The organism is Streptomyces sp. AM25, assembly GCF_058146165.1.
The window spans coordinates 1-1510 of record NZ_JBKIWN010000148.1; the positions used below are offsets into that span (position 1 = coordinate 1).

General features: G+C 71.9%; 1 protein-coding gene. It reads left to right on the plus strand.

Features of this window, described 5'->3' with window-relative positions:
- The first annotated feature begins 51 nt into the window (after positions 1-51).
- On the plus strand, positions 52-1329 hold the full coding sequence (locus ACLHRZ_RS42450) for an IS701 family transposase (RefSeq protein WP_490423991.1): 1278 nt from the start codon (positions 52-54) through the stop codon (positions 1327-1329).
- The last annotated feature ends 181 nt before the right edge of the window (positions 1330-1510 follow it).

Genomic DNA, 1510 nt, shown 5'->3' on the forward strand with positions numbered 1-1510 from the left:
CCGTAGTTCGCTGATCTCCGTCACGGGTAACTGTTGTGTATGCAGGCAGAGTTGCTGGATCTTCCTCTCGTTGTTCCGCCGCAGGTCGTGGCGGAGGAACGGGCTGCGGAGTTCGCGGACCGGCTGGAGGGACTGCTGCTGGAGATCGGGCCGGTCTTCTCGAGGGTGGAGCTTCGGCGCCGTGCGGCCGCGTGCGTACGGGGTCTGCTCGCGCCCTTGTCACGCAAGAACGGCTGGCAGCTGGCCGAGTACGCCGGAGACCGGGATCCCGACGGGCAGCAGCATCTGCTCTCCCGCGGTCGCTGGGAGCCGGATGAGCTGCGGGACTTCACCCGCCGCTACGTGGTCGCCGGATTGGACGACGGCGGGCGGGGCCCGGGTCCGGCCGGCTCGGGCGTGCTGGTGATCGATGAGACCGGGTTCGCGAAGAAGGGCCGGGCTTCGGCCGGGGTGGCCAGGCAGTACTCCGGCGCGTTGGGCGGGGTCTTTCCCTGCCAGGTCGGGGTGATGGCGGCCTGGGCGACCACGGCCGGGCAGGCGTTGATCGACCGGGAGCTCTATCTTCCCCGCGAGTGGACCGATGACCGGGAGCGCTGCCGGGCCGCGCACGTGCCCGACGCGGTCGGCTTCGCGGTCAAGCCCCGGCAGGCGGAAGCGATGATCGAACGGATCGTGCCCGACCTGCCGTCGGGCCGGGTGTGGGTGGCCGCCGACGAGGTCTACGGGCGCGACGGTGCCTTCCGGGCCTTCCTCGAACAGCACCGACTGCCGTACGCGGTGGCGGTGCAGGCCAACCAGACGGTGCTGCCCCGTCCCGGCTGGCGGCACATCGCCCGCCTGGTGGAGCGGTGCGCGAAGGAGGAGGAATGGATTGCGCTGCCCGCCGGACCCTCCCAGCTGGACACCCGCGACTTCCAGTGGTGGGTGCGGCGCATCCCCGACCCGGACCTGCCGGTGGGCGGGGGGGCGTGGGTGCGCTGGCTGATCGCCCGACGCCGCCCCGAGACCCCCGGCGAGCGGGACTTCCACCTGGCCTGGGGCCCACCGCAGACCTCGGTGGAAGAACTGATCGCGGTCACCGGCGCACGCTGGGCAGTGGAGGTCGCGATCAAACTGGCCAAGCAGGCCGCCGGAATGGCCGACTACGAGGTCCGTTCCTTCCACGGCTGGTACCGGCACGTCACCCTGGCCCAGCTGGCCGCCGCGTTCCTGGCCGTGCAGACCGCCCATGCCGCCCGCCAGGACCCCGACGCCCCGGCAGCGACCGAGAAGAGAGGGGGCCCCGGCGACGGACACCACCCCACCCCCGGTGCCCCTGAGCCCCTATGAGATCCGCCGCCTCATCGTCTTGATGACCCCTCAGCAGGCCCCCGCGATCCGGATCCGTCACGGCCTGACCTGGTCCGCATGGCGACGCTCTCACCAGGCCATCGCCCGTGCCTGCCACCGCCGCAGGCGGGCACAACAACGGGCCGGGCAGCCTCAACGCGACGCACCGCCAGAACTCCCA